This window comes from Bradyrhizobium murdochi (assembly GCF_000472965.1).
Lineage (GTDB): Bacteria > Pseudomonadota > Alphaproteobacteria > Rhizobiales > Xanthobacteraceae > Bradyrhizobium > Bradyrhizobium murdochi.
In genome coordinates this window covers 1-7,945 of sequence record NZ_AXAU01000057.1, presented here as the reverse complement: position 1 = coordinate 7,945, position 7,945 = coordinate 1, and the positions used below count along the sequence as shown (strand labels likewise).

The 7,945-nt window shown below is 56.1% G+C and carries 7 protein-coding genes and 1 pseudogene; 1 reads left to right on the top strand and 7 read right to left on the bottom strand.

From position 1 onward, the window contains the following. From YUO_RS43295 to YUO_RS0137295, 4 genes are all read right to left on the bottom strand, one after another. Window positions 1–728: amino acid ABC transporter ATP-binding protein (locus YUO_RS43295; RefSeq protein WP_035728544.1), on the bottom strand; the 728-nt coding region annotated here is incomplete at its 3' end. A gap of 100 nt (window positions 729–828) precedes the next feature. Next, a complete protein-coding gene (locus YUO_RS0137305; protein WP_028351677.1) occupies window positions 829–1,476 on the bottom strand; it encodes an amino acid ABC transporter permease in 648 nt (215 codons plus the stop codon). Then, the gene (locus YUO_RS0137300) at window positions 1,473–2,192 is read right to left on the bottom strand and encodes an amino acid ABC transporter permease (protein ID WP_083754890.1); all 720 of its coding nucleotides are present in this window, start codon (window positions 2,190–2,192) and stop codon (window positions 1,473–1,475) included. Before YUO_RS0137300 ends, YUO_RS0137305 begins: the two co-directional genes overlap by 4 nt. Window positions 2,193–2,204: 12 nt before the next feature. After that, a complete protein-coding gene (locus tag YUO_RS0137295) occupies window positions 2,205–3,062 on the bottom strand; it encodes a transporter substrate-binding domain-containing protein (RefSeq protein WP_028351675.1) in 858 nt (285 codons plus the stop codon). A 505-nt stretch (window positions 3,063–3,567) separates the two neighbouring features. Here YUO_RS0137295 and YUO_RS43290 point away from each other — a divergent pair. Next, window positions 3,568–4,317, top strand: a complete 750-nt coding sequence (locus YUO_RS43290) for an MBL fold metallo-hydrolase (protein ID WP_083754888.1) — start codon at window positions 3,568–3,570, stop codon at window positions 4,315–4,317. Between the two features lie 601 nt (window positions 4,318–4,918). On the opposite strand, the gene YUO_RS44235 is transcribed toward YUO_RS43290, so the two are convergent. The 3 genes and pseudogenes from YUO_RS44235 to YUO_RS47440 form a co-directional block, all read right to left on the bottom strand. Next, window positions 4,919–5,182 carry a GMC family oxidoreductase N-terminal domain-containing protein gene (locus YUO_RS44235; protein WP_028351673.1) on the bottom strand — a complete coding sequence of 88 codons (264 nt, stop codon included), beginning with the start codon at window positions 5,180–5,182 and terminating at the stop codon, window positions 4,919–4,921. Window positions 5,183–5,562: 380 nt separating this feature from the next. Next, window positions 5,563–7,263, bottom strand: a complete 1,701-nt coding sequence (locus tag YUO_RS0137275) for an MBL fold metallo-hydrolase (protein WP_028351672.1) — start codon at window positions 7,261–7,263, stop codon at window positions 5,563–5,565. Window positions 7,264–7,352: 89 nt separating this feature from the next. Continuing rightward, window positions 7,353–7,945, bottom strand: a pseudogene (locus YUO_RS47440) (pyridoxal phosphate-dependent decarboxylase family protein); the annotation flags it as partial.

The following is a 7,945-nucleotide window of genomic DNA, read 5'->3' as shown; positions in this document are numbered from 1 at the left end:
CGGGTGCGCTCGGATACGGGATTGGTGAAGATTTGGTCGGGTGGACCTTGTTCGATGATACGGCCAGCGTCGAAGACAGCGATGCGATCGGAGACCTCGCGTGCAAAGCGCATCTCGTGCGTTACGATCAGAAGCGACACGTTAGACTCGTGCGCAACACCTCGAACGACGTCGAGGACTTCCCCGGCGAGCTCAGGATCGAGCGCTGAGGTGATTTCATCGAGCAGAAGTATTTCAGGTTTCAAGATCAGCGCCCGAGCGATGGCAATGCGCTGCTGCTGACCTCCGGATAGCTGCGCTGGATATGAATGCGCCTTGCTGTTCAGACCCACCATCTGAAGGTATTCGAACGCGCTCTTCTCAGCCTGCTCTCTGGACTGCTTCAACACAGTCATTGGCGCCAAAATCAGGTTTTGCAGCACAGTCAGATGCGGGAATAGATTGAATTGCTGAAAAACCATGCCGCACCGGCGCCGGATTCGCGCCTCCTGCGAGCTCGATAGCGGCTGGCCCGCTGCATCAAATAGTATGCTCTCGCCGAAAACCCGGATATCTCCACCGCTGGGCTTCTCGAGCGTCATTGCCAGGCGCAGCACGGTTGTCTTTCCTGAACCGCTCGGGCCGATGAGCGTGACCTTTTCACCCGGCCTCACTTTCAGGTCGAGATCTACTAGCACGCGGTGAGCACCGAATGATTTAGAGACGTTTTTGAATTCGATAGCCCACATGTCGGCTTGCGGTTCGAGAGCGGCTCCATTTGCCTCCATCGGATTGACGGCTGCAGCGGCTGCGGGCTCGAAGGGTCCCGGTTGGCTAAATTCCGCGGTGCTAACCATGCTTGTCCTTGGCTCTGGAAAGAAGGAAGAGGAACGGCACATTCAGGCCGAAATAGATGAAACCCGCGATGGTAAAGGGCTCGAGATATCGAAAGTGTTCGTAGCTGACCTCGTTAGCTTGGCTCATCAGCACCGGCACCCCGATCGCAAAGAGCACCGCAGTCTCCCGGAACATGCCAAGCACGTAATTAAGAAGAGCGGGAACAGCCCGTTGGATCATCAGCGGAACAAGGACGCGTTGCCACATAATATACCGGCTCAAATTGAGCGCAACGCAGGCGTCGCGCAGCTCGCGCGGGATCGTAATCAGGCTACCTCGGTACACCTCCGAGCAGTACGCGGCGTAAACAATTCCCAACACGGCGATGCCAATGGGAATGGCCGGAAGAGTAATTCCCGCGCTTGGGAGCGCATAGAAGACGAAATACAGTAGAACAAGGGTCGGCACACCTCTGAAGAGTTCAAGCCAGAAGCGCACAAAGGCTCGCCCGACCGTGGTGCTGACACTCTCTAGGATTGCGAGCAGCAGCCCGCCAATCAACGCAATCGTCGAGGCCGCAACCGTCACCAGGATGGTGTACCAAACGCCCACCATGAGATCAGGCAGACTCGCAAGCGCAAAGCTCCAATCCCACGTCATTGAGCGACTCCTGCATGCGCATCCAACGCAGGAGCTCCTTGGACTGACAATCGCGCAGCTCGCAGAGCACGGTTCAGTGGGAGCACCTCTTCAAGCGCGCGAAAGGCAAGGCCGCAAAGAACAGTTAGGATCCAATAGATGGCGCCAAGCAGGCAAAAAACGGCAACCGTCTCGAAGGTTTGCCCGCGAATATAGTTCGCGACATATAGCACATCCTGCACGCCGATGAAGCTCACGATCGCGGTCCACTTGACCATGCTCCTCGCCAGACTGCCGAAAGCGGGCACGATTTGCGAGAGCGCCTGCGGCAAAACAACCTTCGCAAAACTCTGCAGTTTGCTCAGCCCAAGTGCATGACACGCATCGGTTTGCCCGCGATGCACGGCCTCGATACCAGCACGGACGATCTCCGCTCCGTAGGCGGCTCCATCGAGAACGAGCACGAAAATCGCCGCAGCGACGGGACTCAGGCGCGGCATGCCCGGGACAAGTGGCAGCGCATAGAAAACCCAGAACAGGAGAACCAGAGCCGACGGCGCGCGAATGGCCTCGATGAGAAGCATTGAGACGACTCGCAACGCCGGATTTTCTGAAAGTCTCAGCGCACCAAGAATAATCGCACCGATCGCCGCCCCGGGAATAATACACAGGGCCACCCACACAGTAACCCATACCCCCTGCGTGAGTGCGGGCCAGTATTCTAGAACTGCGTACACTGTGGTTCCGCCCTATTCGCAGCTTGGCACGACATCACTGGCCTTTGTGAATTTGGATTGCAGATCCAGTACCTCTTCACCGTTGTCGGGCATGTACTTCTTCACCAGCTCGCGCATAAATCCGTTTTCGAACAATATGCTGTACTGTTTGTCGAATGCGTCACGGAACTTCACGCTTTCCTTGCGAAAGGCGACGCCGGAGGCATATACGGGCGAATTCCTGTCTACGATCACCTCAACACCTTTCTCTTTCGGTTTGGTGACCGTGAATTGACCGACAATAAACGCATCTACCCTACCGCCGGTAACCGTTGCGACACCAGCCTGAGCGTCAGGGACGAATGTGATTTGCTCGGACTTGAGCTCTTTTTTCTGCAGGTATTCGTATTGTCCTGAACTCCGGATTACCGACACTTTGATGTCGGGGCGATGCGCAAGCTCCGCGATACTCGTCAGATGCTTAGGATTCCCGGGCAAGACAAACAGCCCGATCTGACCCGCGAAAGTGGGCCTCGAAAACACGACTGTTTTGCAGCTCGCTTCTGTGATGTTGAGACCGGCCCCGGCGTAATCGTATTGGTGAGAGAGCAGTCCTGGAATCATTGCGGTCCATTCCGTGAGCACCCCCTTTAGCGGTGGCAGGCCCATGCCTTTGAGCACCTGGTTCTGCCACTCAACAACAGAACCCTTCGCCTCCCCGGTCGGCGACACTTCCATGAAAGGAGGCAATGAGGCCAGCGCCACCTTGACTTCGCCGGCTTTGCGGATCGAAGCGAAAAGAGGATCGTCTGTTTGTGCAGACGTGGAAGCCGAATAGCCGGCCGACGTGAGCAGCAGGAACAGCAATGAGAGCTTTGAGATCGAACGCAAGACGTCCCTCCTTACAATTTGTCGTTTCTGCCTTGCATTATGGGCGTATAATCTCGGGCCAGCCAATACCGATTTAGGAGAACTCATACCCGTTAGGTATCGCTGTGCACAGTGAAAGGTATTCCGAAATAAGCTAAGCGCTCATCTGGTGACTTGCCGTACGAGTCAGTATTGCCTGCTCTTAAAAGGGCACTCGCCATTAGGGCGCGACCGATGAATATCCAGCGATTGCGTACTTGGCTGGAAAACCGCCTTTGCAACAACAAGGAGGAGGATGCACTACTAACTCCAGCCCAGCAACTTCGGACCGAAGACCGGCCGATCAAGCTACGGAAACAACCCTCTCGCCGCTTTCGCCTCAAGAACGGTGATCGCGGCTCTTTGTTCGAAACCTCATCCTTTTCGGGTCTTCTCACGACCTTCTCATAAGCGCTTGGAATTCAGTCTAGCTTCCTCAAGAGAACGCGAAAGAACTGACTGTCGGCCTCAGAACAGGCGCTAATGGATGCGGCAGCAGAAGCTGTTGGACGACAGCGACCTACTGATTACGTGCCTCCAGTGCTACGTTGTTAAGACGCCACATCATACAATCATGGTCGACACTGGAGTTGGCAACAACAAGTCGCGATCAGGTTGGCCAAGCTGGCACATGAAAACAGACGATATTTTCCAAAAGGCGTTGAATGCTGCCGGCATTACATTCGACCAGATAGATTTCGTCATGCGCACGCATTTGCATAGCGATCACGTCGGCTGGAATACTCGTCTGGAGAATGGCCGCTGGGTGCCTACGTTTCCAAACGCCCGCTATATCTTCCTCAGAACCGAGTTCGAATATTGGTACGAACTGAACAAGAAGTCATCCGTTCCCGAATTTGCCGATAGCGTGCTCCCGATCGTTGAAGCCGGCCGTGCCGAGATCGTCGAAAATGATCATCAAATAGCGGACCACATTCGTATGTTGCCGACGCCTGGCCACACACTAGGCCACGTCGCATTTGCCTTCGGCCGAAACAAGGATCACGCTGTATTTTGGGGCGATCTGATGTACTCGCCGCTGCAAGCGCTATATCCAGAGCTTTCAGGCAGTATGACGCCGATCCGTCGCAAGCCGCCATCGCGACGGCGGGCGTTCCTTGAGCGCTACTGCGACACAGACACACTGTGCTGCACGGGGCATTTCGTTTCGCCCTCCGTAGTTAGGATACGACGCAAGGGCAGCGGGTTTGCTTGCGACTTCCTGCAAGCGCAGTAGCCTTCGATTAGCACCTGAGGAAGACTCCCGAGAGGCCATTGTCGACGCGCGGCCTCTCGGCGATTTTGAAGCTTAGGTAATGGCGAACGCACACCCGGCGACTGGAGGGCACCGCACGAAACAATCACCTCCCGGCCACAGCAGCACGCCTCGCGCTTTTTCGCCGCGCACGACATAAGCAACACCGACCGCGCGCTTGCCCTCGAGTAGGAGGTAGTCCACAAGCGCATCAGTTTAGATGCGCAGGTTCGGTCGACTTCACACAGGGTCCAAAAAGGTCCGAACCGCTGACCAGCGCCGATTGTTCTCGATGGTCACCTGGGTAGTAACCGAAACCGTCCGGCCGTCCGTTGTTGTAGTCCTGGTTCCGAGGAAAGCCGCTGGCTTCGGCGGCGTCGATGAAAGCGTCGCACAACACATGGCGTTCCACGACGTCACGCACATTGAGGAGCCCGCCCCTACCGCGCGAGCCGTCGCCCTGTCCCTCGTAGTGCTCCTACTTTTGAAGTAGGGCAGAACGTCCTCGTAGGACCATCCGCGATTGCCTAACTGATTCTAGGTGTCGTAATCAAGCGGCTGGCCGCGCACATACAGCATCCCGTTAATGGAGCTGCAGCCACCCAGCACGCGTTCGGCAGACGCCTGGGGGCGACGCCGTCGTTGATCTCCAATCTTTATAGTTCCAATTGAATTTTCTGTTGTTCATGAGCTTGGTGTACCCTGCACGCATGTCGATCCACATTGACTTGTCGCGTGGACCGGCCCCGGTCAGCAACACCTTGACGTTTGCATCCTCGCTCAGGCGATTGGCGAGCACGCAGCCAGCCGAGCCTCCATTAACGATGATGTAGTCCCACACGGTCATAGCCTGCAAATTCCTCGTTTACCTTCTTCTTGTCCACGTGGTCACGGCATCGGACAGGTGATTAGTTTATGCCCAGCTAAGCGGCCCATGCCACGGCACTCTTTCCCGCTCATACCCGTTTGAAATTGAGAAGCCACCAGTTGGCCGGTGCTCTGCCGCCAAAACGCACCCGCAGAGCCGCCGCCGTTGACAATAAAATCATAAGCGTTGTTCATCCGCCAAGATCGAAACGAGGGCTTCACATACAGGACCCTGCGACAGACCATCGATTAGAATCTCGGCGGTCATGAGCCTTCGCCGCGGATCGACCTCCGAGGGCGCCGTCGCCCTAAGCACTATCTCGCCGCGCTCACCCGGATCGAGCGTGATGCTTTCCGCCTCTACAAGCGATGTCCAACCAAATGGCGGTAGGAGGCGAGCTCTGTAAACACCGCGCGCTCCAAGTTGTTTCGAATCCTGATCGTATACGCGACCTCGCTGTTCGGGCGCGCTTCTGAAAGGTATGGCAGCATGCGTGCCCAGAATAGGTCGATGAAGTGGTCTGCGGGTTCAGGCACAACATCGCGGAATGCTGCCTCCTTGCGTTGGATGTAGTCGGTGTATTCGGCGACCATCGAGTGATCCATGGGAATCAGCTCTCCGTGTCCGGGACATACGAGATCAGGGTTCGTCGCCCGTATCACGTTCGCGCAGCGGCGATGCATATCCAACTGAAAGCTGTTGCGCATAACCGTGGACTGGATGGCGATCTCGCGCTCGATCCCCCCGGCCTGAGGATTGAAGAGAAACAGATTGTCCCCCCCAAAGACGATCCGCTTTCCGTCGATCTTACCCAAGATAGCTGCGTGGTATTCGGTTTGACCTGGGGCGTGATAGATCTCGAAGTCGAACCCTCTCCAGTGAAACGCCTCACCATCCCGCAGAATCCGTTGCACTTTGATCGGCTTGTGGAAGCAGCACGGCGTGCTCGCCCACGCAGGGGAATCGGCAATGACCTCGGCGACACAATCGAGAGCCCAGCACTGCGTGCCGAAATGTCGCTGGAGGAACGGTATTCCGCAGACATGGTCGTCATGGATGTGCGTGGGAACGACGAGTTCAATTTCCCGCACCCCGTAATCGTCGCGTAGCTGCTCGAGGTGATGCTGAACGAAACGCAGGGCTTGATAGCTACCATGATCGTTGGAAAAATGGAGATGAGCGTTAGAAATCAGTCCGTAGTCAATCAGCATGGCGTGGCCGCTACCACTCAGCACGATGTAGAAATTGGAGCAGGTGTAGGGTCCGGCCCACAGCAAATGCTTCGTGATCGGCTGCAGCTTGCTCTCGCGTATAGTCTGCCAGTCCTTGAAACTGATAGAGCCCGAGGTAAAAAGCCTGCCTAGATTGGCAAGCGCCTCAAGTCTCGATTCGAGTTTGCCAATGTCTCCTGCCACTTCTCGGATCGGCGCCCCATGCGATGGGTAGGCAGTCGCCACATCCTCTTGTTTCAAGGCGAGAATCGATTGCATTGTAAATTCAATGCCAACCAAGCAGCCGTAGCTATATTCCATTGCGTGAAGCTGATAGAGCTTCCCGCCGCTCGTCATCAGATCGCCGGTAAACGCGACCTTTCTGCCGTCCACCTCTGCGATGAGGCTGATCATGCCGTACGTATGCCCTTTCGCTGGCAGCACGCGAAACTTATACTCCTTCCAGACAAAGGTGCCGTAATCTTCGAGAACTGCATCGACCGGAAGATTGGTCCCTAGCGAGAAGAATGTGTTGGTGTCGTTGTAGTTTCCATAGACGCGCCTCGCTTGCCAATAGGCCTCGGCATTGTCGAACAGGTGCCGTTCGTATTCTGGCACGGCAATTTTCGCTCCGGCCTTCTTAACAATCGGCGTTCCCCAGCACTGATCCCTATGGTGATGGGTATGTAGAACCCAATCGACGCGTTTGATTCCGATAGCGGCAAGATGCTGGATAATGGCGCCGGACCCTGTATCGATCAACAGGCATTCCGCGCCACTTTTCAGAACGTAAACGTTACAAGTGTCTTGAAACTCCCAAAGGTTTTCGGAGCGTTGAATCAGAGACATTCGATTTTCCTCGCAGCTCGTGAATATGAGAACCGGATTTCGTGCGGGCTACCCATGCGCCGAATTCGTTGCCCAGCGATCCGAGTTTCTCAGTACGTGTGGAGATCGACCTTTCCGACCTCGTTCGTGCGGCGCACCTGCTGGACGCACGCAGCCAGATCAGCCAGGTAGTCATCGAGGGCGGGGACGACTACAGGATTGAGCGCGATATGAACTGCCTTTGGCGTGATCGATTTGCCGACGAGCCATCCCTTCTCGCCCATGCGATCTGCGACGGCATAGATGTCGACGTCCGGATCAACCGAGTCGTACAGCAGAATGCAGAGATCGCTGGGTCGAATCACCCGCAGCCCCTTGATCTGCTCCACGCCTGCAATGAGCCGCTCCTTGGTGTCCATGATCACGCGCGCGATCTCCCGATAGCCGGCGTGGCCGAGTGTATTCATCACCGCCCATGCCGATGCGATGGGCCCTGCCGCTCGACTCCCTTGGAAGGTATGGGACAGGAAACTGCCACGCGGCCAATTGCTGAACTCGAAGCGCTGGTACTTCTGATTCTCGCGATCCGCCAAAAGGAGCAAGGACGCGCCCTTGGCGGCGAACCCGTATTTGTGTAGGTCGGCAGACAAGCTGGAGACGCCGGGGACCGACAAGTCGAAGGGGGGAATGGGATAACCGATTT

Coding starts and splice junctions, on each gene's coding strand:
- YUO_RS0137305 (WP_028351677.1), bottom strand. CDS start 1,476: ATGACGTGGGATTGGAGCTTTGCGCTTGCGAGTCTGCCTGATCTCATG.
- YUO_RS43290 (WP_083754888.1), top strand. CDS start 3,568: ATGCGGCAGCAGAAGCTGTTGGACGACAGCGACCTACTGATTACGTGC.
- YUO_RS44235 (WP_028351673.1), bottom strand. CDS start 5,182: ATGACCGTGTGGGACTACATCATCGTTAATGGAGGCTCGGCTGGCTGC.
- YUO_RS0137275 (WP_028351672.1), bottom strand. CDS start 7,263: ATGTCTCTGATTCAACGCTCCGAAAACCTTTGGGAGTTTCAAGACACT.